General features: G+C 62.9%; 25 protein-coding genes. 3 read left to right on the forward strand and 22 right to left on the reverse strand.

All coding sequences use genetic code 11. From position 1 onward, the window contains the following. Position 1 precedes the first annotated feature (1 nt). The 3 genes from ABMA46_RS13915 to ABMA46_RS13925 form a co-directional block, all read right to left on the reverse strand. A complete protein-coding gene (locus tag ABMA46_RS13915; protein WP_292841364.1) occupies positions 2 to 427 on the reverse strand; it encodes a hypothetical protein in 426 nt (141 codons plus the stop codon). A gap of 2 nt (positions 428 to 429) precedes the next feature. Further along, positions 430 to 1182: a ParA family protein gene (locus ABMA46_RS13920; protein WP_292841362.1), complete on the reverse strand. Its 753-nt coding sequence runs from the start codon at positions 1180 to 1182 to the stop codon at positions 430 to 432. Positions 1183 to 1707: 525 nt separating this feature from the next. Beyond that, the gene (locus ABMA46_RS13925; protein WP_292841359.1) at positions 1708 to 1902 is read right to left on the reverse strand and encodes a hypothetical protein; all 195 of its coding nucleotides are present in this window, start codon (positions 1900 to 1902) and stop codon (positions 1708 to 1710) included. 558 nt (positions 1903 to 2460) lie between these two features. Here ABMA46_RS13925 and ABMA46_RS13930 point away from each other — a divergent pair. Then, positions 2461 to 2649, forward strand: a complete 189-nt coding sequence (locus ABMA46_RS13930; RefSeq protein ID WP_349000203.1) for a WGR domain-containing protein — start codon at positions 2461 to 2463, stop codon at positions 2647 to 2649. 80 nt (positions 2650 to 2729) lie between these two features. On the opposite strand, the gene ABMA46_RS13935 is transcribed toward ABMA46_RS13930, so the two are convergent. Further along, positions 2730 to 2912 (reverse strand): hypothetical protein, encoded by a 183-nt coding sequence (locus ABMA46_RS13935; protein WP_349000205.1) that lies wholly within the window; start codon positions 2910 to 2912, stop codon positions 2730 to 2732. 352 nt (positions 2913 to 3264) lie between these two features. Between ABMA46_RS13935 and ABMA46_RS13940 the strand changes: the two genes are divergently transcribed. Continuing rightward, on the forward strand, positions 3265 to 3603 hold the full coding sequence (locus ABMA46_RS13940) for a helix-turn-helix domain-containing protein (protein WP_292841659.1): 339 nt from the start codon (positions 3265 to 3267) through the stop codon (positions 3601 to 3603). Between the two features lie 59 nt (positions 3604 to 3662). Here the strand turns inward: ABMA46_RS13940 and ABMA46_RS13945 are convergent, their stop codons facing one another. Next, the gene (locus ABMA46_RS13945) at positions 3663 to 4688 is read right to left on the reverse strand and encodes an alpha/beta fold hydrolase (RefSeq protein ID WP_349000415.1); all 1026 of its coding nucleotides are present in this window, start codon (positions 4686 to 4688) and stop codon (positions 3663 to 3665) included. Then, a complete protein-coding gene (locus tag ABMA46_RS13950; RefSeq protein WP_349000417.1) occupies positions 4678 to 6291 on the reverse strand; it encodes an RcgA family putative transporter in 1614 nt (537 codons plus the stop codon). Before ABMA46_RS13950 ends, ABMA46_RS13945 begins: the two co-directional genes overlap by 11 nt. Positions 6292 to 6654: 363 nt before the next feature. Here ABMA46_RS13950 and ABMA46_RS13955 point away from each other — a divergent pair, with 363 nt between their 5' ends. Continuing rightward, positions 6655 to 6984: a hypothetical protein gene (locus ABMA46_RS13955; protein WP_292841656.1), complete on the forward strand. Its 330-nt coding sequence runs from the start codon at positions 6655 to 6657 to the stop codon at positions 6982 to 6984. A 449-nt stretch (positions 6985 to 7433) separates the two neighbouring features. Here the strand turns inward: ABMA46_RS13955 and ABMA46_RS13960 are convergent, their stop codons facing one another. The 16 genes from ABMA46_RS13960 to ABMA46_RS14035 form a co-directional block, all read right to left on the reverse strand. Continuing rightward, entirely contained in the window at positions 7434 to 7757 is a 324-nt protein-coding gene (locus ABMA46_RS13960; RefSeq protein ID WP_292839073.1) for a DUF736 domain-containing protein, read from the reverse strand. 700 nt (positions 7758 to 8457) lie between these two features. After that, positions 8458 to 8991 (reverse strand): hypothetical protein, encoded by a 534-nt coding sequence (locus ABMA46_RS13965; protein ID WP_349000206.1) that lies wholly within the window; start codon positions 8989 to 8991, stop codon positions 8458 to 8460. Positions 8992 to 9185: 194 nt separating this feature from the next. Then, positions 9186 to 9605 carry a hypothetical protein gene (locus ABMA46_RS13970; RefSeq protein ID WP_349000419.1) on the reverse strand — a complete coding sequence of 140 codons (420 nt, stop codon included), beginning with the start codon at positions 9603 to 9605 and terminating at the stop codon, positions 9186 to 9188. After that, positions 9595 to 9855: a type II toxin-antitoxin system prevent-host-death family antitoxin gene (locus ABMA46_RS13975; RefSeq protein ID WP_349000207.1), complete on the reverse strand. Its 261-nt coding sequence runs from the start codon at positions 9853 to 9855 to the stop codon at positions 9595 to 9597. Before ABMA46_RS13975 ends, ABMA46_RS13970 begins: the two co-directional genes overlap by 11 nt. A gap of 194 nt (positions 9856 to 10049) precedes the next feature. Then, entirely contained in the window at positions 10050 to 10991 is a 942-nt protein-coding gene (locus tag ABMA46_RS13980; RefSeq protein ID WP_349000209.1) for a DUF2493 domain-containing protein, read from the reverse strand. A 245-nt stretch (positions 10992 to 11236) separates the two neighbouring features. Further along, a complete protein-coding gene (locus ABMA46_RS13985; RefSeq protein ID WP_349000210.1) occupies positions 11237 to 12280 on the reverse strand; it encodes a DUF7146 domain-containing protein in 1044 nt (347 codons plus the stop codon). A 12-nt stretch (positions 12281 to 12292) separates the two neighbouring features. Further along, positions 12293 to 16753 carry a strawberry notch-like NTP hydrolase domain-containing protein gene (locus ABMA46_RS13990; protein ID WP_349000211.1) on the reverse strand — a complete coding sequence of 1487 codons (4461 nt, stop codon included), beginning with the start codon at positions 16751 to 16753 and terminating at the stop codon, positions 12293 to 12295. Positions 16754 to 17048: 295 nt separating this feature from the next. Continuing rightward, positions 17049 to 18164 (reverse strand): hypothetical protein, encoded by a 1116-nt coding sequence (locus ABMA46_RS13995; RefSeq protein WP_349000213.1) that lies wholly within the window; start codon positions 18162 to 18164, stop codon positions 17049 to 17051. Positions 18165 to 18269: 105 nt separating this feature from the next. Then, positions 18270 to 18605: a hypothetical protein gene (locus ABMA46_RS14000; protein ID WP_349000215.1), complete on the reverse strand. Its 336-nt coding sequence runs from the start codon at positions 18603 to 18605 to the stop codon at positions 18270 to 18272. Then, on the reverse strand, positions 18598 to 19608 hold the full coding sequence (locus ABMA46_RS14005; protein ID WP_349000216.1) for a hypothetical protein: 1011 nt from the start codon (positions 19606 to 19608) through the stop codon (positions 18598 to 18600). Before ABMA46_RS14005 ends, ABMA46_RS14000 begins: the two co-directional genes overlap by 8 nt. Further along, positions 19596 to 19937 carry a hypothetical protein gene (locus ABMA46_RS14010; protein ID WP_349000218.1) on the reverse strand — a complete coding sequence of 114 codons (342 nt, stop codon included), beginning with the start codon at positions 19935 to 19937 and terminating at the stop codon, positions 19596 to 19598. The genes ABMA46_RS14005 and ABMA46_RS14010 overlap by 13 nt, the downstream gene beginning before the upstream one ends. An 83-nt stretch (positions 19938 to 20020) precedes the next feature. Then, positions 20021 to 20458 carry a hypothetical protein gene (locus tag ABMA46_RS14015; protein WP_349000220.1) on the reverse strand — a complete coding sequence of 146 codons (438 nt, stop codon included), beginning with the start codon at positions 20456 to 20458 and terminating at the stop codon, positions 20021 to 20023. Next, entirely contained in the window at positions 20442 to 21128 is a 687-nt protein-coding gene (locus ABMA46_RS14020) for a DUF1419 domain-containing protein (RefSeq protein ID WP_425475744.1), read from the reverse strand. Before ABMA46_RS14020 ends, ABMA46_RS14015 begins: the two co-directional genes overlap by 17 nt. A 51-nt stretch (positions 21129 to 21179) precedes the next feature. Beyond that, the gene (locus ABMA46_RS14025) at positions 21180 to 21854 is read right to left on the reverse strand and encodes a DUF6915 family protein (RefSeq protein ID WP_349000222.1); all 675 of its coding nucleotides are present in this window, start codon (positions 21852 to 21854) and stop codon (positions 21180 to 21182) included. A gap of 41 nt (positions 21855 to 21895) precedes the next feature. After that, positions 21896 to 23680, reverse strand: a complete 1785-nt coding sequence (locus tag ABMA46_RS14030; protein WP_349000224.1) for a PcfJ domain-containing protein — start codon at positions 23678 to 23680, stop codon at positions 21896 to 21898. Beyond that, positions 23677 to 24054 carry a DUF6878 family protein gene (locus ABMA46_RS14035; RefSeq protein WP_349000226.1) on the reverse strand — a complete coding sequence of 126 codons (378 nt, stop codon included), beginning with the start codon at positions 24052 to 24054 and terminating at the stop codon, positions 23677 to 23679. The genes ABMA46_RS14030 and ABMA46_RS14035 overlap by 4 nt, the downstream gene beginning before the upstream one ends. Positions 24055 to 24195 lie beyond the last annotated feature (141 nt).

Genomic DNA, 24195 nt, shown 5'->3' on the forward strand with positions numbered 1-24195 from the left:
GTCATCCCTTGTCGCGCTCGAGGCCGGCGAGGATGTATTCCTCGATCAACGTCGTGTATCGCTTGCCGCGCGATCGTCCAATGACGAACAGGCGCGTGACCACATCGTTGTGGAGTTGCAGGTTGACGCGCGCATAGTCGGGGGATTTCGATTTGTTTCGTGCAAACGGCGCAGCGGGTTTTGAAGGCGGCTTCGGTCGAGAGCGCGCAGTCGGCATCGGGGTTTGTTGTTCAGGCTCCCCATCGGCGGGATGGCTGGTTTTAGTCGCACCGGAATTTGCTGGCGAGGCCGAGGTCAGTTGGGCAAGTGACACCGGTGTCGGCACGAATGCGACCGCTGGATCGTCGGGCTCTACCGGAGGTTTATTCCTGGCGATCTGAACGATGCTTGCGCCAACCTCGATGCGTTCCTTGGGAGTCTCCGCCATGGCTATGCTCCGATAAGCGAGATGAATTCGTTGTTCAGACCCTTGATTTGATCGATCGCATCGAGAACGCTTTCTCGGGCGCGCCTTCTGGCGGATGGGGTCATGTTGGTATTGGCGTCGATGGCGCGGAGCTTGGTGTAGAGCGTGCCAAAGCCGGCGACGACGTCGCTGAAATGGTTGGTCTTGCGAATGATCGTTTCAAAGAGCGGAACGTTGCTGCTTGAGAGAATCCTGGTCACTTCGGGAATGGCGCGGTTGCTTCTCAGGGCTATGTGATCGACATGGTTCCAAATTGCCGCATGTGGCGTCACAGGCGCGCCACGCGAGGCTGCGATCTCGTTCAGCAAGCGGGAAATGTTGATGGCCTGGGTCGCGCTGGTCGGCTCGAGGATGACGGGGATTACAACCGCATGCACGCGCTTGAAGACTTCAACGGCACGGTCGTGCGCATAGCCGCTGACATCGTAGATGTGAATATCGGCAGGTGGGGCGAGCGCCAGGCGCTCTTGAAGGTTCTGCTCCGGGGAAACAGGGATTACTTCGAGGTTGTCGGCATCCGTGATCAGTTTGCGCGCTTTTGATGTCATGTACCAGCGGTAGGAGGATTGCTGCAGGTCGCAATCGATGATGAGGGTCTTGCTGCCCTGGCTGCCGAACTCGGCGCCGAGGTTGATGCTCAATGCCGTTTTACCTGCGCCGCCCTTGAAAGTGGAGAGAGCGAGGGAGACGGCCGGCTGCTTCGGTGTGATGGTCATCGGACAATGAACCCACTGTATATTTGGGACCGTGGCGACGACGACACGGTGCGGTCGCCAGCACTTAACTTATACGATAGTGCAATTCATGACGTACTCTTGCCAGCATAGGCTCCATCGCGCAAGGGCGGATTCCGCAAACGTCGCAACCGCGCAACCCCGCAATCCGACGATCGCAAAATCACGCATTGCGTGAACCGTATATTGGCGGAACGGCACAAACGCGGATGGTCGCAATGACGCCTATGCGCAATGTGTCAATCGCGTAATCGCGGATTGCCACAATCACGAAATCGCAGATTCCGGCACGGCGGCGCTCTTCGAGACGATCTCGATAAGCAGCAAATTAACATCCATGGCGAGCGCAGCGAGGAAGCACCCGGCGGGTGCAACGGCTATCTGTATACAGATAGCCTATCCTGCCATTTACAGTGGAAGACGCGAGGGCCGCTCGCCGTCGTCGATGAACCCCGGGCGGCGCGCCAGCGCCGAACGGTCAGCGGCGGGCGTCCGAAGGACGCCGACTCACGGCGAGCGGCCCTCGCGTCTTCCACTGTAAGGCCGAAGCGAACGCCGAGATAGCGTCGCGGCGAGCAGCCGGGAGCGCAGCGACGGGCTGCGAAGCTGCAGCGCCATCGAGGCGTGAGCGCGCCGGCAGGGCAGGAGCGAAGGCGCCAGCCGCACATGCAGGCTGACGCCGAGCGAACTGCCCGGCTGCATTGGCGAAGTCGCGGCAGCGTCCTTCTACCGGCCGAAAGGCCGGCTGCGAAGCAGTCCGAAAGGAGTGGGGGGTCTGGAGGGAGAGGCGGCTAGCCGCTCCCCCCAGGGGTGGCGGCGTGCTCGATGCGCGCCGCCACCCCCCGAGCCGCGCGCACCCGCAGGGCCGAAGCGTAGCGAAGGAGGGAGTCAGCCCTTGCGCGCGGCTCGGGGGGGGTGTCTGGAGGTGAGGTTTCGGCGGCCAACCGGCGGGAGTGTGAGGGTCGCCCCTCACCTGCATGCCGGGCCGGTCGATCCGGTCCGGCGCGCACCGCGAGAGGGGGCGTCACCGAAGGCGGAGACCGCTTGCGGGCTCCGTGAGCGAAGCGAATAGCACCCGGTCGCCGCAGGCGGCTCGCCCATCTTCCGTCGCCCGTACGAGCCATCACCGAAATGAATCATGATGGCCCGACCGATTCATAAGTGTCGTTGGACGTACCGGATGGGAACGGGGGATAAGATGGGATGCTCGAACAAGACATTGTCCCTGCTTTGCTCCGTCGTGTCGACCCGGCGCGCAATATGGCACGATATTACAGGGTGGCGGTCGAGCCCACGCTGTTCGGATGGTCCGCCGTCGTGCGCGACTGGGGACGCATCGGCTGCTCCGCGCGGCGACGTCTCGACCTCTATGACGATGAAGATCAGGCGGTCGCAGCGGCCGACAGGCTGCTGCGAAGCAAGCTGAGGCGGGGTTATGGTCCTGGATGACGTCGGCAACTGAGCAGGCGCAACGGCAGGCCGGCCGGTCGATCCGGCCGGCCTCCCGAGCACTGCGCTGGCGGCGCCTCCTATGAAGGAGGCGCCTCGTCCTCGTGGTTGATTTCGCGCAGCTCTCGTTCGACCTCGTCGAGCCGAGCGTCGAGTCCCGCGAGCGCCCTCTTGAGTTCGGCCTCGATCCAGCGACGATCCTTGCGGATGACCGCATTCCGCAACTCGGCGCGCAGTTCCTCGATGTGTTGTTCGAGCATCATCGTCGTTCTCCTTGAGTTCGTGTGAAGGACGACGCCGCGGATCATGGGAGAAGGGGTTGGGTCGAGACCCGCCGCAGGCGGCTCGCGCGCGGAGGAGCCGATTTTTCCGGCGGGCCGCCCTTCGCGGCTCGGCGGAAAAATTGGAGGGGCCGCGCGGTCTCGAGGCGACCCCTTCCCCCATGATACGATAGAAAGGCCTGAGCAGAGCGATCCCGCGCCCGCAGGGCGCGTCCGTATCCGGCGACCAGCCGGCGGCAGTGTGAGGTCGCCGCGCCTTGGGAATTTGCTTCCAAAGGACTTACATCGGATGATGGTCCGCGTCATAACGCGACAGGCCGGGAAGGGATAAAACATGCCGCCGCATCTCAATGATGAAAAGCGCAAGACAGATCTCGCGCCAGATTGGGATGATGACCAACGGCTGCACAAGCGCCTGAGCAACGCGCTTATGCGGATTCGTGATGTGTACGGTCTGACGAGCAGGGAATTGGCAGAACGTATCGATGTGACCGAAAGCTATATGTCTCAGGTGCTGAATTGCCGCCGCGACGTTCGTCTGTCGATGCTGAACCGCATTTCAAAGGAGTTCGGAATCGAAGCATCTGAACTGCTGGAAGATAAATGGGGCGAGGCGAAGCTGCGGCGACGTCGGAGAAAAAAGCTCCGGCCGGGCGCGGCCGGCACCGAATAGGACACGGTCTTTGCCTGCAGGCGCATGTGTGCGGCACGATCTGAGCCGCTCACGAAAGCTCATCCTGGCTGGGCCGAGCGATCAGCCCTCGAAAGAAACCGCTTCAAGCTCAAACCGGCCAATAAGATGTAGGGCGGCAGGGCGAGTGAATAGTGACCACAATTCATTTCAAGGATGTTGGGCCGAGCGCCGGCGTCGTTCAGCTTCTGGATGAAGCGCGTCGACAGCTCCGGCAAAACCACCTTGTCCCTCTCAGCCAACACGACCTGCAGAGCGAGATCCGGCCGCGCCAGGCGATCTACGCAATTTTCCAGGTTGAGCGGACCCCAGGCCCGCCTGAGATCGGCAAGACCGATCTCAGGCTCAAGGCTGTCGCGTATCGCTCGGGTCGCGCGACCGGTCCAAACCATGTCGGCCAAGCTCCCGGCCGTCAGAAACAACGAGGCTTTCAACACCGCCGGGTCATGCGCGGCAACCAAACCGGCAACCCAGGAACCCAGGCTCATACCGAGAACCGAAATGTCACAATACCCGTTGCCCTTCAACCAACGAATGAGCTTTCGGCCGTCCAACACTGCCTGTCTTACGGATTGGATCGTACGACCGAGGTTGGCGCTAAGCATGTAGTCGGCGTGCGAGGATCCGGGACGGCTGCGCTGGAAGTGATAGGGCATGGCGATCTCGACAACCGTGATGCGGCGCTTGGAGAAAAAGCTGGCAATCCGGCGATTCCAGGACAATGCATTCCAGTGGTGAAAAATCACCATGGCCTGATCGAAGGACCCGCTCTCGGTGATTTTTGCCCAGACAACATTGTTCTCGGCAACATCCGTGGAAATGTCCGACGGAAACGTGAGCCATTCGCCCTGTCTTTCAAAACTCTGATCGTTGCCGTCCGGTTCGTCGAAAAAGGTTGGGTCAGCCACGGCCTGGTCCGCCAGGACGCAAAACTCGTCGATCGTTTTTACGTCCTTCTCGACCAGAAACGCGCGATCAGCATCAAGGACGAAATCGGTTTTTTTCTTACCTTCCTCACCGCGTTGCGCCCGTCGCTCATCCCAGCGATCAAGCCACCTATGATACATTTTGATGGTTTCCAAAGTCGCTCGCTCGCCCTCGGCCAAGCCCTGGATCAATCAGGCCATAGATAGCGAGCAGCACTCCAACACCCAGAAGGATCGAGAAACCTGGAAATGCATCGGTCAACAAGTAGCTGGCAACCAGCAGTGTCATGATCGCCGACATCCTCCACAGGGAGACATGGAACCGGCTTCCGACGTCCAAACGGATGGTGCCATATAGAAAAACGACGCAGGTCGAGATCGCGACGAGAAGGCTGCTGTAGTGTGTCGGCAGTCTATAGCTGAATCTGCTGCCCACATCGGCGTGCTGATACAAGACAGAGGACAGATCGCTGACCAACCAGATGACAATATTCTTTCCATTGGATGCCAGGTAAGAGCTTTGAAGCTTCATGACCGTGGCGATCAGAACGCCCAGAACGGCACACCGGAAAACCGACCGCAACACCCAGAAGCCGACGTCGTTTAGATCGCGCTGGAAATCCATCTCCTGCCGATTTTTCGACGCCTGACCGATTTTCCAGAGGTCATCGACAATCGCATAAAGCAAAATTAGACCTGCGAAGAACAGATAAAAACACAGGCACATATATAGGTAAGCGAGTCCCGTGAACACGGCCTCCATCGGCACCGAAATAATCTCAGGGCGCACGATCGCCAGCTTGCCCCAATCTATCGCATAGTTGCCACCGCCTTTGATAAGCGGGACGAGACACACGCCTATCCATTGGACAATGCCGGCGAACAGCAAACAAATCAAAAAAACCGCCCAAAATGAATGGGATGAGGCGTCCATGACGTGCTCCCAAGCATGCCAGCTTTCGTCCAGGTCGCCGCTTCTTACAAGCCTCGGCCGTTCTTCGTACTTCCAGGAGATGACGAGTTCAGCCACGAAGGCCAAAAATAGCGGCAGAAACACCATGAACACGAATATCCAATTCGCGGCCCAGAGGAATCCAACCTGCTTAATGATCCCGTCCGGGCGGGCATATTTGACGTTATGAATGCCAAGGATAAACGACAGGAACCCAAGTGCGGAGATACCCGCGAACACCGAAGCCGGTAGGTTCAAGGGAGAGCCTTGGCAAAAAAGCGCTTCCGATCTTCGCGCCAAGCTGAAGCGTCGCCTCGACTCCGTCGCGCCAATATCCGGCATGAGATCTGCTTGGAATTCTGGGCCGCCAGTAATGGCCACGGGCTGAGCTATATCTGGAAGCCCCAGCGCAACGTCGCTTCCGGCTTTCTTCCGTTCTCGCCTTTTCGCCGTTAACCGCGATTGGGCCGCGCTAAGCTCCACCTGCCATTCCCCGGTCGCCACCGGATCATCGCAGCCAAAAACCCTTGCCAGCCAACGGATGTTGGTTGTGCTGATCCCCTTGTCGTTTTCTTGGAACCAAAGCTGCACCGTTCGCAGGTCGACTCCAATCCGGTTGGAATCGATCTGTGAAATCGTCTCCGCGAGACGCTCGGGCGTCCACGGACCCACAGGAAAACCATCGTCGCCCAGCGGGCGTCCCAGACCTGCTGCCGCCATCCGCCTGAACAATTCTTTAAAATCGCTCCCATCTCGCGGCGGCGGAAGAAAATATTTTCCGTTCTTTATCAGCTGCTTACAGTCGATGACTTCGTTTCGCTTCGCTCGTTTTCGTATCCTATCGTGCCTTCGTCCTCAATCAACGCTTTTATCGCCACGGTTTTGGCCGGCACAGGAGAGGATCGAATCATCGGGACCGGTTAGGGCGGCTACAAACAGGCCTCAGCGATGCTTCTGTCTCGCGAGCCCGTGAGACCGCTCATCCGCGGGATGGCTCAGTTGCGCGCCACCAAGGTCAAAATCTGCATGGGCAATTTTGAGTGCAAGCTGGCACTTTTCGTTTTTTGGCATGGGCGGAGTGTGCCGGCAGCAGCGAAGGACAGGAGAAGGCAGGGCTTTGGGGGCGTAGGAAGCAGTGACTGAAAGGCGCCAATCATGCGGCTCGAACCTATTTGCACCAATTCGGCGGATGACGTGGGTGGAGGCGTTCGTGCGGCCATTTCCGCGCATCGCCGCAAAATGCACGATCTTGTTAATTTCACCCGCGACTGCGACACAAATCGCAGACCCGACAGCTCGGCGGTCATGCATCTGGAACGTCTTTCGAAAGACGAGCAGCTTGCTTTGACTGCAGTTGCGGAGGCGAATGTCCTGTCTGCCAGCGACCGTCGGGCTAAAGCGATATATTTAGCTGAGCTGCTCGAAGCTGATGCCGAGTGCATGACACCCGAGGACCTCGTAGCAGCGTTGCGGTCGCTGGCGTGAGCACCACACGGGCGGTCCCTTTATCGGCCGCGCGGCGGGAAGCTGGTCGAGGCGTTGACCCTGCCATACCGTGATAGGCGCACCTGCCGATTGCGGCTGTCACGGCCAAAGCTACGCAGCGGCAAATACCTCGGTCGACTGCGACGATGTCGGCGGCTTTTTCATCGGCCCGCCCAGTTCCAGCAAAGGCACATCGATCATCGTCCCAAACGCTTCAGTGGTTCCACTCGGTTGTCGGCCTCGCTCTGTGGGGCGAAAGCGAGATTGTCGTCGGTCTCGTCGGGGAAGCTTGCAGGAAGAGAGTACGCTGCCACGGATCTTAGCCGATGACCACGTTCGGACCGGAGCGGCCATCACGCGTGACCGTGATGGTGTAGCGGCTCATGGAAGCCTCTTGGTTGTTAAGAGCGAAAGAGAACCGGCCCCTTGCGGGGCCGGTTCGCGGCGGTTCACTGCGGGTTGTTCCACAGGATCACCTTCTTGTTCTCTTCGCCGCCGGGGGCGGGGGCGAGGTTGCCGAAGATGACGCCGATCTCGGGGGCTTCCAGCTTGACCGAGAGGTATTCCTCCCCCGAACGCTGGGAGACGCGGTTCCAGCCGGCTCCGATCTCGAAGCCCGTGCGCTTGTTGACGATGCGGTAGTCGGGCGCGTCCTCGCGGGACTTGTTGTTGTTCGGGATGAGGGTGATCGGGGCGTTGACCCGGAGCGTGGCGAACACGCCTTCCATCGAGCCGTCGGCCTTGGCGGTGAGGTTTGCGATCGTGGTGGCCATGGTACTTCTCCTTCGGTTGCATCGGGACCATTCCCGATGGCGCCACAGGAGGGGGCCGTCCTGCTGCGGTCACTCGGCAGGAAATTCCGGAAAAATCTATTTGCCGCAGATGGCGGGCCGCACTTTCAAGGGCCCCGCTTGCGGGAGGGAAAGTGCCTGGCCCGCCAACAAAAGACCGAAATCGAATTTTCCGGAATTTCGTGCCGAGCGTACCCCCAACGGGGGTTGACCGCGAAAGCAGGCGGTCCACTACAAAGGCGACATGAAACGGGATTGGTCCGGATGTGAGCGAAGGCGACGCCTCCGGCCACCATCGCAGATCCTCAACACCGCGGCGGCGCTCGCGATCAGGTGTTTACCCCGCCTTCGGGCCTGCCCTCCAACGTCATGTCCGCACGCGATCGTTCCGCAGAATGCTCACTACGCCTTCCACTGTCACCCGCCCGGATTCCGCGGTCGCTCGGCAGACAATGCCGGTTCCCAACGTTCGGGCGAGGTGAACCGCCCCAAGCTGCTGCCACCACCCATCGGCCGCTTGATCGGCAACCGACATGGCCGTGGCGCGACGAAGGGGCAGCGGATCCTCGCGGATTGCCGGCGAGCCGCGAGAGGCGGCGGCGCAAGGGGTCGGCCTTCGGCCGGGTAAGAGCGGGCGGCTTCCGCCACCCGGGCGCAGGCTCGTCAAAGCGGATCGCCGCGATCAGGCTTCCAGCGCAAGGCGCTCATCCGCTGACAGGCGACCTTCGACCTTGCGGCGCACGTCAGAGCCGGCATGGTGCAGCATGGCGCGCCAGTCCGCAGCGTTGTGGACGGTCGCCACCGTGCCGCGCATGGTGTCGTAGACGACACAGGGGCTGCCGGTGGCGGCAAGGCGCAGCACGTTGAGGCAGGTGCCCGGCGATGCGCCGTCCCAGACCATCAGGCCGAAGTCGGCGCGCCGGGCCATCTCCCGGTCTTTCTCGGCGTGGACGGCAAGGCCCCGTGCACCCTCTGGCGGCGGGACGGGATAGGCGGCCCAGTCACCGAGATTGTTGCGCGGTTCGGCCTCCGCATGGAAGACGCCGACATGCTCGTAATTGTAACCGGCGAGCAGGCTTTGCATCTCGGCATCGGCTCCGGGCGCATCGCCGATCAGCACACCATGTTCGGCCGCGACGATCGCGCCGATCCGTTCGATCACAGGGGCGGGCAGTTCGAAAATGTCGCGAGAGCCGCCTAAGAATATCATCGCCATGGTCGCTCTTCCTTTCTCTCAAAGCCCCCCGCCCCGGCCCAGCTCTCCCCTCCCTCTCCTGCGCGCGTGATCGTCACCGCAGGCCAAGGCGGCGAGGCCGGCCCGGGAGCCGGCGGCACGCCGCGACCAAGGCCCGGCCGGCCACGAGCCGGGGCGCCCACTGGGTGGTCAAAGAGAAGCAGAAAGGTTTAGCGTCAATCCAGACGGTCGACGCGCCGGCCCGATAGCCGCGCTTTGGCAAAGGCGGTTGCGATCTTCATCACGAAGGCCTTGCTGAAGCGGCCGAGAATGTCGTGTCCCGGTTCGATGTACCAGGAGCGCTCGGCGACATCGTAATTGTATTCGTCGACGACGATCCAGCAACGCTTGAGCTCACTCAGACCGGCCCGCCGGCGCTCGATATCCGGGATGTCGAGCGCAACGCGACCGCGTTGCGGCGGCTGCGTGGTGATGGCCAGAAGCACAAGATGGGTCAGACCGTCATTGGCACCTTTGACGGCCACCACGACGCAGGTCGGCCGGCGCTTGCGGCCTTCTGTTTCGCCGCGTTCCTGCTGCCATGCCCAGAGGTACGGATAGGCGATGACCTGGCCGGGCAGGAACTCACGGCTCATCGTCATAGCCCTCGCCGCGCGTCAACCGGTCGATTTCCGCGGCGAAGAGGTCCTTGTGCTCCTCCGGCATGTCGGCGACACGGTATGCGCGACGCGGATTCTTGCCTGTACGCATCCGCTCGTAGTGCTCGTAGCTCATGAGGACGAAGCGGGGCTTGCGGTGTTTGGTAAGCACGATCGGTTCGCGGCTGGCGGCGTCGGTGACATCGCCAACCTGTTTGTTGAGGTCGCCTGTCGTGAACTGTCGCATGGCCAAGTCTCCGTGTAGGCTTCCATAATATCCTGATTTTCCAGATTTGCAAGAAAACGCCTCATCCTCGTGGTGTCGGCAATTGGTGGGTTGTCAGGATGCGAGTGCGGGACGAACCCGACCGCGAAGGGTCGGGTTCGTCGATGATGTGGCGACGAAAGCACGTTTCGGAACAAGGGTGAGGAAAGTGGCGCTCACGCGCCACCCTCCGTAAACCGCCATACCGGAATGCCGAGGCGGCGGGCCTTGTCGGCGAGGTTCTCGGTGATGCCTGAACCGGGGAAGACGATCAGCCCGTAGGGCATGACCGACAGCAGCTGGTCGTTGCGGCGGAACGGAGCGGCCTTGGCGTGCCGATTCCAGTCCGGCTTGAAGGCGATCTGCGTGACTTTTCGGTTCTCGGCCCAGCAGGCGGCGATACGCTCGGCGCCGCGTGGGCTGCCGCCATGGAGCAGGACCATGTCGGGATGCTTCTCGCGGGCCTTGTCGAGCGCCTCCCAGATCCTGTCGTGCTCGTCGCAGTCGAGCCCGCCGGAGAAGGCGATCTTGGTGCCGGCCGGCACCAGCACCTCGGTGTCGGCGCGGCGGCGTGCGGCGAGGAAGTCGCGGGAGTCGATCACGGCGGCGGTCATCGATTGATGGGATACCTTGGAGCCGGTCCGCGGCCGCCAGGCCGAGCCGGTCTGCGCCTCGTAGAGGTCGGCGGCCTCGTCTCGCATGATTTCCAGCACGTTGCGGCGCTCGATATAGGTGATGCCCTCGGCCGTCAGTCGTTCCAGCTCGACGGACTTCACCTCCGAGCCGTCCTGCTCGTTCTGGCTCGACCGCTGCGCTTCCTCGTTGCGGTCGAGGTTGCGGGCGACGCGTTCGGCGGCGCGGTGGAAGACGTTGGTGAAGGACCAGAGCAGGTCGTCGAGATCGGGTTCAAGCCTCGTGTCGCCGAGCATCCCGGCGAAAGTCTCGACAATGCCGGCGAGGCCGGCCCGGATCACCGCGTCGTCGGGCAACGGCCGGGGATCGGGCTCGTCCTGATGTGGACGATGGCCGTACATCTGGAGTTCCAGGATGACGCGGTCGGTCGGCGAGGAGGCGTGGTAGGGCTCGTAGGCGTCGTCGAAAGGTAGATCGTAGGTCATGGCTGTCTCCGCCGGTTGTGGCCGCACCCATCGCGGCCTGACAGCGACGCCCGGCCGCGCCCGCGGCGCGGCCGCACCGAAGGCCGCAGCAAAGCGGAGGACGGCGCAGCCGTTGCGGCCGCGACCGGGGGTGGCAGGGATCGCCTCTCAGGCAGGCCGCGGGCGCGGCCTCTCCGTCGGGACTGCCGCCATGCCGGCGGGATTTCCCATGACGCCGCGCTCGCCCGCCTGCCGGCAAGCGGCATTCATCCCGATGGAAGGAAGTGACGGGCATCTTCCGGAACGAGCTGATCGCCGAGCGATGCCGCGAGACGGATCGGGCCGAGATGGCGCAGATCGTCGTTGAAGTCGCCGAGCTGCGGGCGAAGCACGAGGGTTGCGATCCCGGCCTCGCCGGCTCGCTGGCTGAGACGCTCGATGCCGTGCCGGCCGGCGGCGTCCGCATCGGCGGCGATATAGAGACGCCGACAACCGGGCGGGAAGATCAGGCCCGCGAGGTGATTGGCCGAAGTGGCGGCTGCCACCGGCAGCGCCGGCATCACGGTGCGCAGCGAGGCCATCGTCTCGAAGCCTTCGCCGGCGGCCAAGACCGGGACAGGAGCACCGGGGTTGAGGCCGAGCCAAATACCGTTGCCGAGCAGATGACCGAGCGAGCGGCGCGGATCGTTGACATGCGCCTTGCCGTTGCCGCCGGGATCCAACCAGGTGCGTTGCAGACCGGTGATGCGCCCGTCAAGGTCGGTCACGGCCGCGATCAGCGCAGGCAGGGCCCGCGTCTCGCCGGTCACGAGATCGCGATAGTAGCAGCCGGGGTGGAAACGCACGGCGCGCTCACGCACGGCAAGAAGGATGCCGCGACCAGCAAGGTAACGCTCAGCAAGCGTGCCGGCGATCGTCTGCGACATGGCGAACAGGCGGCGCGCCGTCTTGGGTGTGCCGCGTGCCGCGGCAGGCTGGCGCTCCGCGCCGGGGTTTTGCGGGTGCGATCGCGGCATGGCGAGGAAGCGACGCGCTTCATCGGCGACATCACGGAACTCGAGAAGGCCGCAGCTCTCGCGGATGACGTCGAGCAGATCGCCATATTCGGTCGTCGCCTCGTCGACCCATTTACCGGCGAACCCCTTCGCATTGGTCTTCAGCCGCACATGCATGGAACGGCCCTCTGTGTTGCGCACGTCGCCGACGATCCAGTAATTGCCGACGCGTCGGCCGTTCGAGAGATATTCGCGGCACACCGCCTCGGCGTGATCGCCGAGACGGCGCGCAAGCTCGGAGGTCGAGCCGGACATGACCGCCTCCCCTCACGCTGCCGCCGTGCGGTCGGTGACGCCGACCAGCGTATGCCGCCCGATAAGCGAGGCGAGGATGGCGTGGCCCTGCTCGCCGGTCGGTATGAACAGCCTGAGCTTCCAGGCGATGATTTCCGAAATCAGGCCGAGCGCCTTCAGCCGAGGAACCATCGCTTCGGTGAAGCCGATCAGCTCGACGCGGTAGTCGTTCATGACCCTGCCGCGACGCAGGATCAACCCGTCCGCGAGCTGCAAGCCGATCCGTCCCTCGACCAGCCCGGTCCATGCGTCCTGCGGCGCGAGCGTCGGCACGTTGTCGATGCCGAGATTGCGCAGCATGGTCGCGACCTGCGTCGGCGCGATGTGACGCCCGATGATGCGTTCGCCGGCATCGCTCTGGATCCGGTAGACCTGGCAATCATGATCGGGCAGCCGCCGCCAGATCGGCAGCAATAGCCCAGTGACCATATGGAAGGTGCTGGTGGTGAACTCCGGCACCGCGGCGACTTCCGCCTGCCACAGCTCGCAGAACCGCTTCCGGTCGGCCGGCTGCCAGAAGGTTTCGGCAAGGGCGTCGAGGCCGAAGCGCAGCTCGTCGGTCGGACGCAGCAGGCGGACGCGGTGCTCGACGGTGCCGTCGTCGAGCATCAGGCTCGCCGTCGGCAGCTGGATCGCCGCGCGGTTCGAGCGCGTGTTGACCAGAAAGACCGATTGCGGCTCGACGCGGGCAATGGCCAGCACGTCGGCCAGAACGAGCGGGCGGATGCGATCCTTGCGCGCGACAGTGAGCACATGCGACTGCGCGCCGGACACCGGATGCGTGTAGATTGTGCGCCGATCGGTAACGGTGATGCTTTCCGCCGTGATCGTCTCCACGCCCATGTCATAGGTGCCTGCGGCGATGGCGCCTTCGATCTTGGCCGCCAGCAGCTGCTCGAACACCTCGAAGAGAAGGTTCTGGGTTTCGATGCGTAGCGCCAGCAGCCGGTTGAGCCAGGTCGTGATCGGCGGCAACTCATCACGCAGGCCACCTTCGTCCGTCGTGAGCGACAGGCCGGTGACGGCCTCGAAGGTGGAAAGCGAACAGCCTTCAATCTTGCTCTGATGCAGCAGATAGTAGAATTGACGCAGCGCCGCGCGCGCATAGGGGCTTTCGAGATTGTCCTCAGACCGGAACAGCCCTGCCCCACCCGTCTGGCGCTGGCCGCGCGTGATCGCGCCCAGCGTGTCGAGCCGCCGCGCGATTGTCGACAGGAAGCGTTTCCCCGCCTTGACGTTGGCGGCCATCGGCCGGAACAGGGGCGGCTGCGCCTGGTTGGTGCGGTGCGTCCGGCCGAGACCCTGGATGGCGTTGTCCGCACGCCAGCCCGCTTCCAGCAGATAGTGCTTGCGCAGCCTCTGGTTCTTCGCGCCGAGATCGGCGTGGTAGGAGCGTCCGGTGCCGCCGGCGTCGGAAAAGACCAATACGGCCTTGTCATCGTCCATGAAGCTCTGAGTCTCGGCGAGATTGGCCGAGGCCGGGCGATTCTCGACCGCGAGCCGGTCGACGTCGTCGCGGCCGGTCTTTTTGACGATGCGACGGGAGCGGCCGGTCACTTCTGCAACGACATCCGTCCCGAAATGGTGCAAAATCTGGTCGAGCGCGCTGCCGACCGGCGGCAGCGAGGCGAGTTTTTCGATCATCTCGTCACGGCGGCGCGCCGCTTCGCGGCATTGGACCGGATTGCCGTCTTCGTCGTGAACGGGACGAGAATAGATGTTGCCGTCGGCGTCCGAATATTCTTCGAACAGCTGCGTCGGGAAGGAAGATAAAAGGTACCCACCTACGTACTCCCTCGGCGTGACATCAACGTGGAGGTCCGACCATTCCTCGGTCGGGATGTCGGCCAGCCGCCGTTCCATCAGCGCTTCGCCGGTCGAAACGATCTGCACGACTGACGCATGGCCGTCAGCGCGGTCCTGCTCGATCGCGCCGATCAGGGTCGGCGTCATCATCGAGGTAATCAAATGGCTGAAGAAACGCTGCTTGGTGCTCTCGAAAGCGGAGCGGGCCGCAGCCTTGGCGTTGCGGTTCAGCGTGCCGCTCTCGCTGGTGATGTTGGTCGCCTCGAGCGCGGCGGCCAGGTTGTTGTGAATGACCTGAAAAGCGTCCGCATAGGCGTTGTAGATGCGGATCTGCTCTTCGGTCAGTGCGTGCTCGAGCAGGTCGTATTCGACCCCGTCATAGGAGAGCGACCGGGAGGTGTAGAGGCCGAGCGACTTCAGATCGCGGGCAAGCACTTCCATGGCCGCGACCCCGCCGTCCTCGATCGCAGCGACAAACTCGGCGCGGTTGGCGAAGGGGAAATCCTCGCTGCCCCAGATGCCGAGGCGCTGGGCATAGGCGAGATTCTCGACGGCAGTGGCGCCGGTTGCCGAGACATAGACGACACGGGCATCGGGCAGTGCGTGCTGAAGCCGGAGGCCCGCCCTGCCCTGGTGCGAGGGTGCGACGTCGCCGCGTTCGCTTTTGCTGCCAGCCGCATTGGCCATGGCATGAGCTTCGTCAAACACCACGACCCCGTCATAATCCTTCCCTACCCAGTCCATGATCTGCGCGATGCGGGATTTCTTGCCGTCGCGTTCCTGCGAGCGCAGCGTGGCGTAGGTGGTGAACAGAATGCCTTCGGCAAGGCGGATCGGCGTGCCCTGCCGATAGCGCGAGAGCGGCTGGACAAGAAGACGTTCCTGGCCGAGTGCTGACCAGTCCCGCTGGGCGTCTTCCAGCAGCTTGTCGGACTTGGAAATCCAGATCGCGCGGCGGCGGCCTTGCAACCAGTTGTCCAGAATAATGCCGGCGACTTGTCGTCCTTTTCCGCATCCGGTGCCGTCGCCCAAAAACCAACCACGGCGGAAGCGGACGGCGTTTTCAGCACCTTCCGGCGCGGCCGAGACGACATCGAAGGTCTCGTCGACAGTCCAGGCGCCGGCGAGATGGCCCGAATGCGCCTCGCCGGCATAGATGACGCTTTCGATCTGGGCGTCGGACAGCAAACCTTCGTCGATGATCGCCTCGGGCAGCAGCGGACGGTAGCATGGTTTCGGCGGCGCAACCGCCGCCATGGCGGCCGACTGGACCAGCGGCGTCGGATGCGGTTTTGCGTGCGGAATATGAATCGACTGGAGCGCATAGGGCTCGTAGATCGTGTCGGTGAGCCGGCCGCCCTCTTCCAACATCCAGTCTCGCGGCTCATAGGCGAGCGGGACGGCTGGCGTGCTGGCAGCGGCGGTCGGACGGGTGGGCTTTGCCCGGGCAACCCGACGGGCCGGGCGCACGGTTTTCGGGTCGGCCGCCGACGTGGCGGCAGGTGCAGATCTCGCTGCCGATCGAGAAGTGGCCATCCGCATGGCGCCATTGCGCAGGATCCCGTTTGACAGGGCGCCGATCGAATCCGGAAAACCGCCCGGCGTGCGGGGCGGCAGATCCGAGATCCAGGACAGCAGTGTCTCGACATCCGGGGCCTTCCCCGGCGACGCGACGAATCCAGCTGGATCGGAGGCCGGGATCTTGTCGATGATGGTGAGGCGGGTTTCGGCCGTCGTGCCGTGACGGGCATAGACACGGCCGTCGATCGCCGCGGTAAAGACCACCCTGCCCTGCTGCTGCAGCCGCTCGAAGGCGGGCCGCCATTTGGGGTTTTCAGGAGAAAGGCCGGCGCCAGTGATGGCGACTAGGCGCCCTCCGGGGCGCAGGCGGGCAAAGGCGGAAGAGAGATGGCGCCATGCAGCGTCGGTCACACGACCCTCGACATGGGCGCCGACCGAAAAGGGCGGGTTCATCACCGCGACGGACGGCTTGATGGCGGCATCGAGGTGATCGTCGATATGGGCTGCGTCATGCCGGGAAACGGGATTGCGCGGGAACAGCAAGCCGAGCAGATCGGCGCGGGTCGCGGCAATCTCGTTGAGCACGAGCGACGCCCGGGCGATTTCGGCATGCACGGCGAGCAGACCGGTGCCGGCCGAAGGTTCGAGAACCAGATCTGGAGAGGAGATCGCGGCGGCGTACGCGGTGACAAAGGCGAGCGGCAGCGGTGTCGATAGCTGCTGCATGGCTTGGCTCTCGTCGGAGCGCCGTGTGTGGGTGGGAACGAGGTCGGCAATGCGTTTCATCATCGCCAGCGCCGCCTGCGGCGAGGCCGATCGGGAGAGGATGGCGGGCCCGAAGCGGCGGAGAAATAGGATTTGCGCGGCTTCGAGCGCCTCGTATGCGTCCTTCCAGACCCAGAAGCCCTGCGCGTCCGTGCCGCCGAAGCTGACGGCCATGGCTGTGCGCAGTGCCGTAGTGGTGATCGGCTTGCCCTGTTCAAGGAAGGGAAGAATCTGGGTCGCCGCCTGATAAATCGCCTGAGCGGTGTCGATGGTGCGGGATGGCGACGCGGCAAGGGGAGCGACCGTCCGGGCGACGGCTGACGGGGTCGTGACGATGTTCATGGAGATGTCCTTCGAGCAAGAGTGTCCGCCCAGCCGGCGCGCGCTCTGCGCCCGGCAAGGCCGCACTCCTCCCGGCCCCGCTCTCCCTCCAGCGACGTGGACGAAGCGAACCGGCAAAGAACTTTTGGATGGTAGCTACCGGCCGCCTCTTTTGGGCAATCTGGGCTGCCGCGCCACGCAGGATAACGGCGCGGCGCGCGCGTAGGCGAAGGTCTTGGTCGCCCAATCGATCAGCATCGGGTCGCGGTCAAACGGGCCTGATCCAAGCCGATAGATCGGCATGAATCTTCTGCGGTTAGGTTGGAACGCCGGAGCAAGGGCACAGGCCGGCTGGATCGTGACGATTGTTGGCCCGGTTGCCGATCCCCAGATTGGCGTTTCGCGACTGACGCAGTTCCGCGGCGCGCGCAAGGAAACGGGCGCGATCGGGGTCGCCACGGCGAACGCGAAATGTCTCATCGACAACGCCGTTCGCCCTTGCCCACTGGTTCCATGAGAACGATCGACCCAGGCCGACTGTCGTGTTTGTGCTCGGAAACCGGTCGGCGTTGCGCACCAGTTCTTCCCATGTCGCGCCGAACTGGATTTCATCGAAGCGGCTATGCCGACCTGTCAGCGCGTTGCGTTCGAGGAAAAGCGCGCGTTCGAGCAGATCGGGATGATGGGCGGCGAGCCAGAACAGCTCCCACGTTTTACTCGCGGGACAGAAAAAACACGCCGACTTGATCGGGACGCAGTCGGCGCCGAGCACGGCGGTGATGATGTCGACGCAATCCTGCCGCGTCCATCCCAGCATCTGGAGCGGATAGAGGAAGTCGAAATCGCTATCGATGGTCGGAAGGTTACGCGATCGGCGCATGTCGGCCGGGCCGCAATCATATCCGATCAATTTGACGATACGTTCGCCGCGTTGCTGCGCTTCGATCCAGATCGGATGGGATGCGCTCGCGTTGGGACCGGTTTTGCAACCCTTGATCGCTTGGTCCTGTACCGTTTGTTTCCACTTGACCGAACAGCTGCGCATTCCAAAGGCAATCGAGGGCAGCGTTTCATTGGCGATGCAGTTGCCGTAGAGATCGTCGTAGCCGGTTTCGGGAAGCGTGCGTTTTCGGCATATGGTAATTGGCGGCCAGCCCCATCGTGCGAGAATGGATTGCATCCGGTCGAGATGCGCCATCGTCTCGGGCTTCTCGGCGACGAGATCGGCGAAGGTAATGATGCCTGGCGTCAAATCCGCGAGCTTCAAGGCGAGAAGCAACGCGGTGGAATCAATACCGGCTCCATAGCAGACGGCCAGCAGACGGCCACCCAATGCAGTGCGGAGCAGCCGGCGCTGTTGACGGGTGAGAACGCCACCCGGGATGCCCGGCGCGCTTGCAGTGCGCGATCTGGAGGATTCCTGTTTCTGCATATGCGGGCTCCATCAGGCAAAGCTCTGCCGTGGCTCCCGAAAGGCAGCGGCGGCGGGGAAATTATGGGAATGGTGGCAGGGTCGTCGGCCGCTGGATTGCGGAACCTACCTTAAGATGCGTCGTTCGACCTTGGCGATGACGGTACGCGCCAGGTCGCGCGCCGCGAGTTCGGCAAGAGACCAGGATTTGTTGACGGGCAAGGCTTCGAGGGCTTTTAGCGCCGTCAGCATTTCGTCATCGGCGTCGAGCATGGCGAGAACGCGAACGATCTTGTCGCAGTCTTCGTCGAAACGCTGGAGCTTGGTCCGTGATCCGCTGACCAGCGTACCGATATGGTGCTCGTTCCCTGGCTCCAGCGAGAACAGGTTGCGGCGTCCTGAATAGATTGTGCCGGTCGCGGCATAGTGGCCCGCTACCAGGTCTCCGGAAAGATCAGCCATTGTTCCGACCCTCCACCTTTGCAATGATCTGCTCGGCATTGAGGAGAAATGCGCTCAGCATGTTCAGCGCCTCGTTGCCGACTCGCAGATGCGGTGCGCGCCTGGAGGCGTCGTCGCTGAAACCGATCACGGCCGAGCGCAGTTCCTTCAGGACATCGAGCAGAACAGGCCGAAGCCGCTCGCGACGGATCGCTGCGCGAAGACCGGCAAGGATGTCGGGAATCCCATCCTGTGCCTCGTCATCTTCGAAGCCGGCGACGAAGCGTTCCGCCATCATGAGCGCATCGACGGTGTCGTTGGGATTGTCTGGAGGAACAACAACACTGTCGATATCTGGCCGGGGAGCGCCATCGCCATTCGGCGTTCCAGACGCGAGCGCCTGGTCGCGCTTGCGGAAATCCGCCAGCAGATCCTCGCTCGTGGCGTGGAAAATGCCGTTTTCGGTGATTAGCGACACGCTGGCGCCGAAGGTATCCGGTCGTTGGCTGGGATCGCTGATCCACTGGATGATGACAAGCTCCCGCGCCGTCGGCGATCGAGTGATGATGTCCTGTACGACAAATTGCCAGGGGAACTCGCTGAGATCGATGAAGACAACGCTTTCGGGGTCGGGACTTTCCATGGGGAGAATGGAGAGAACGCGCTCCCTGACGAACCTCTTCAGCAGGCTCTCGTTCGCCTGATCCGGCGTGTCCATCGCCTCCATCAGCTCGCGCCGCGAGACGACGATCGGGTTCATCGGCCCCGTGTCGGTGTAGAGTTCCAAGCCTTCATCGATTTCCGCACAATCGAGCACCTTGGACAGGATCAGCTTTTCGAGCGGCGAAATATCGACGATCGGAAGTGCGGGATAGGTGGTGATCTTGGTCTGGAGACAAGTCATGGATTTGCCTTTCTGGAACGCAAAGAGCCCGGCGCTAGGCCGGGGCTCCGGGTGAGGATGATGCCGTTGGCGGCTGGACGAGAATGTGCGGGCATGTGGGGCGTGCGCTATCCGGACCATCGATCCGCTTGCTGCTCGAACCACGCGTCGAATTCGGCCTTCCGGCGCGCGCGGGTCTGCCGTGCGATCTCCGGCAGCTTTCGGGTGGGAATATCGGCGAGCCGTTCTGCAGCGGCCTCGATGGAGGAGAGGCTGAGATAGCGCTGGAGATTGGCAGCGAGCCGGGCGTTCTTTTTCGAGCGCCGCAGGATCGCGGTCGCGACTTCGTCACCGTCATAGTTCTCGAAGCAGTTGTCGAAAGCCCGCGTCGGGCGGCGGCCGTAGGCAATGACCTTGGCTGCATAGTTGACGCGACCGCGGAAGTTCTCGGGATCGTTCAGGCGTGACATAGTGTTCCTCCCTGGTTGAAGGGCCGCTCGGGCGGCTCTGGGAATGCGAAAGCCCGGCGATGCCGGGTTGCGGAAAACCGGTTCTACGTGATCACGATGGTCCTGGAGCGGCGAAGCTCGGCCGTTCGAGCGCGGTCGACGATAAGGACCTCGTCCGCATTGGCCTCGAACAACTTGAAAATTCGGTCGCCGACAGCAACGCATTCGTTGATCCAGCACCGGTCGGTATTGCGGTATTTTGAGGCGCGGTCCGGTGGTACGTAGACGATGGTGAAGTGCGATAGCGTCTCGCCCGTCGGTGCGGCGTAAAAGTATTCTTTCACCTCGATCACCACACCACCGGTGCCGTAGGAGGTGGAAATCGTGTCGCCGGGCTTTACCAGATCGGCGACTGTTGGCGCTCCGGGCGGTGTGCGCCGATATCGGCAACGATCGGGAGCACCAAGGGCCGCCGCATAGGTCGAATGCGCTTCGCAGGTCTGCGTGGCTGTCGACGACGTCTGCTTACGATGGGTCCGCATCGGTGGGCCCTCCCCTCCTGGTGCGATGCGCCCTGATCGCCGCCATGCGGATGTCGATCTCTTCGTCAGACAGCTCTTCGAGCAGCTTCAGAACCCTGTCTGGTCCGCCGCGGACAAGGACAAAGCGTTTGCCATGGTGCTCCGCGGGCCAGTCGCCGGGATCGGATTTGCTGGCGATCCCCTTGAAGTCGGGATGCGTCGCACTCCAGATCGCCTCGAGCTTTTCCTCGCGGGTCATGCTGTCGGTTGCGCCGGTTTCGTGCGCGATGATGGCGGCGCGCATCTTGTCAGGCGATTGTTTGTCGCCAAGGTCGCAGAAGCCATGGAAAAACCGTTCGCGGCTACGAATCCTGATAGCGAAAAAAACGCTGGTGACGTTGCCGGCCTTGTATTCGGACAGGCCGAACATGCCGGATCTCTGGAAAAGCGGCGGCAGCAGCCCGAGCATGAAATGGTATTGGGCCGGCTCGATCTCAAACCATTCGCCGGCATATGGTTTGCCGGAGAGGGGATCGACATCGGGATCGCGGTGGTGATTGAACAGCCGGAACATTTCTTCGCGCGTGGCGACGCCGTCGAAGACCTTCCTGAAGGGTGCATGCGTGGTCATGTAGCTTCTCCTGAGCGCAGAACGACGCCGCGCGGCGGAACCGCGTCGTCGCAACTGCATGGGGATGATGTGGAAGCCGACCGAAATGGCCGGCCGCGATGGATCAGGCGATCAGTCGAGCCCGAGCTTGCGCGGCGAGGTCGCCTGCAGCATCCAGCGCTCGCCCTTGATGCGCCTGAGGAAATCGGTAGCGGACGGAACGCGGCCGAGAACTGTCTGTACGTGGCGCTCGGCCACCACGCGCGTCGGCACGGCCTTGCCATTATCCAAGGCGATTACCGGGCCGAACCGCGCTTCGGCTTCGAAGATGCCGAAGGCATGGTGCCTGAATAGAAGGTGTTCCGGACCGTCGGACCAGTTCCGTGTCTCCATGAACCAGGCGTGCAATTCGAGATAGGCGCTCGAGTCGCCTCCGAAGCGGGCGGCGCTGGCATTGGCAAGCTCGGCGCTGTCCGGCCCCGAAGTCGACGACCAGGTCGGCAACCATTCCGGCGCATCGAAATCGATAAGCCAGACCGTCGCTTCAGGCGGGTATGTGCAGTCTTCCTCAAGGTGCTGCATGCCGAGCTGCTCGGTAGCGACCTTCACGCCGTCACGATTAGCGATGGAGGGCCCGAATATCGAGACGGCCACTGCCACACCCTCGATATGATGGCGCAGGGCCCGGTGCGTAAACCGGCATTGGACGGCCTTGGTGGCGTCGAACCAGGCATGCACGGCATAATAATCGCTCCAGACGCCGCCATGGATTTTTGCGGACGAGCGCGCGTGGTCGTACGGATGCATCGTACGGTCCTCCTTGTCGGGATCAGGTTGGAATGGCCGGATCAGGCCGAGCGTAAAAGGAGCGCCGCAGCGCGATCGAGGGCGGCAGTGAGGCCGGTCTGCTTGCACCAGCCATCGAGGTCGGCGGGCGTGCCGCGCGGCAACAGCGGCAGATAGAGCGGGAACACTTCGCGGGCATGGGCGATCGGGAGCGCACCAGCACTCCAGAGATAATCGCCCTCCTGCTCCATGCGTTTGCGATGGGCAGTAAGCTGTGTCCGGAAAATCGGGTGGGCTCCGCTGTTCAAAGCAGTGAGGAAGGCCCGCAGGACGTCATGCAACTCATCGTCCGGCCGCCTGTTGCGACGCGCCTTGAACTGTCCGACCTGGAAAGACAGCGTGTCGGCTGTCGTACCGGAGAGCGTCAGTTCGATGGTCGCGGCGTGCGTTCCCTCGCGCCTCAGCGACAGAATCTGTACGGCGCCGGAGCGGCATTGCTGGTAGTAGCCGCCTACGCAATGGTCGAGGCGGTTACCTTCCTCGACCAGACCGGCCGCCGAGGTGAGGGGGACGATCTCGTGGATGCCTCTCTCGCAGCGCCATGGCGGGCAGATCGCCGGCCAGCCGGGCCGGTCGGTCCGACGCTCGTGGCGAACCGCCGAGATTGTCGCGACGCGGCGATGCCAGAGCTCGACCGCCTCATGAAAGGCCTTGATGCCGCGTGAACCGATGATTGCGCGGTTGAGGACGGCAAGGAATACCCGCCGATCCCGACTGTTCCTCAACCCGGCCGGGAATTCGAACGAGTGAAGGAAACTGTAAGCAAGGTCTCCGCGCTTTGCGATTGTCGCACGATGGACGGCAAGCGGCCGCAAAATGTCCTCGGCGAGCGCTCCGATCGCATCGCGTGCATGTTGGTTGCCGACATAGTCCATCCTGACGATCGTGTTGCGATGAATACCGGCCCAGGGCGATTGCAGCCATGCGGCGGGCTGGTTCGGCTCGCCACGACCCGGCCATTCGGCGAGCGGCACGCCATGGGCCTTGAGTTCGACCACGGCGTGTTCCAGATCTATGGCGGACTTGAGCGCGGCTGGAAGAGAACGGGCGCCGCGAAGGGCTTTCAGCTCGGCCGCGGAGACTCCGAGCCGGTCCATCAGGATCGGCTTGAGCGGCTGGCCCTCGTCGATGGCGCGCGTTATCGGCTTTTCGCGCAGGACAGTCGAGAGCGCGGCGTAGATTCCGAGGGCCTGCCAGCGACGCAACAGAACGACAGGCCGTTCCGCGTCGCCGGAGCGATCGACCGCCAGCAGCCATTCCAGCGTCGCGGACGTACCAGAGGGGCGTCCGTCGAGCTGCGGCAGGTCTCGCTGCAAGAGACGATCGAGATGCACGGCCGTGAGGTGGCTGATCCGCGATGACAGCTTTTCAATCGCCTCGGAGATCATGCCGGCCATGTCCTTGAGGTCGGACTCGTTCGCCCCGGCCTTGACCGCCCTGGTAAGCAGACCGATGTATCCGGCTTGCTCGAGCCAGGCGCCAGGATCGAAGGGCGTGGTGTTGCGGGCACGGCATGCACTCCCGGTGATCGCCGCTTCCATGTGTCTGGCAAGACCGAGGATGGCGGGATCGGCATCGGGCTTCGGGCCGATGACGACATGGGCGGCGACGCTGTTTTCCTGCCGCCTGGCTGTGATTGCCGTTTGCGCGAAGGTCATCAGCACCGTCAGGGCCGCGATGGCGGGATCCGAGCCGCATTTAGCGAATGCCGGCACGCTGGCGTACAAGTCCCTGGCGGAACGGGCGTGAAGATCCTCCCAGGTTGAGGCGGACAAGTCGGCGTTCATCGGGCGTCCTCCTCAGCTTCGGCGTCTTCGAGATCTTCGTCGAACTCGTCTTCGTCCTCGTACTCATCGCGGAAGGTCATGTTACATTCAAACCGTTCGTCCTCATCGGCTGTCGGCCTGATGAAGACCTCGCCGTAACCTCCCTCATTGTTGACCCAGTCGCCTTCCGGCAGATCGGATGCGAGGTTTTCGAGGTAATTTTCCAGCGTGTAGGCCTCGCCACGAGGGTGAAAGCCGATGGCGATATCCGGAATACGGTTGTCTTCGTGGCCATCGGCATAGCGGACATGCTCAAGCGTGGTGTCGCCGGAATCGCCGCTCCCATTGAGCGAGAATTCGATTTCCTCGACGCCGAGCGCGCCGAGAAGCGCCATGATCTGGTCTTCCCTGCTCTCCAGGCCATCACAAGCGGGTGGCGGATCGCCAAGGGCGATGTGCGATGCAGGCATTTTAACCTCCTGAAACGAAGGAGCCCGGCGCGAAGGCCGGGCTCGGGTGAACATGGTGATGCTGGA

It is taken from the genome of Mesorhizobium hunchu (genome assembly GCF_040081975.1).
Lineage (GTDB): Bacteria > Pseudomonadota > Alphaproteobacteria > Rhizobiales > Rhizobiaceae > Mesorhizobium > Mesorhizobium hunchu.